The organism is Photorhabdus viridis (genome assembly GCF_040256935.1).
Classification (GTDB): Bacteria; Pseudomonadota; Gammaproteobacteria; order Enterobacterales; family Enterobacteriaceae; genus Photorhabdus; species Photorhabdus viridis.
The window spans coordinates 1-223 of sequence record NZ_JBEJZY010000536.1 but is presented as its reverse complement, the minus strand read 5'-3'; the positions used below and the strand labels follow the sequence as shown (position 1 = coordinate 223).

Genomic DNA, 223 nt, shown 5'->3' with positions numbered 1-223 from the left:
GTCCTGGTTGCAGACGATGCAGACCCAAACGGCGCCCAACTCTGGGTTACGCAAAGCGATAGATTATACGCTGAAGCGCTGGCCGGCGCTGGTGTGTTATCTGGATGACGGTCGGGTGCCGATAGACAACAACCGGGCGGAGAATGCGGTCCGGGGTGTGGCGCTTGGCCGAAAGAACTGGCTTTTTGCGGGTTCACTGGCCGCGGGGCAACGGGCGGCCATG

The 223-nt window shown here is 61.9% G+C and carries 1 protein-coding gene; it reads left to right on the top strand.

The window, feature by feature from the left end; translation table 11 throughout:
• On the top strand, positions 1-223 hold a 223-nt coding region (locus ABR397_RS24435; RefSeq protein WP_350307935.1), incomplete at both ends, for an IS66 family transposase.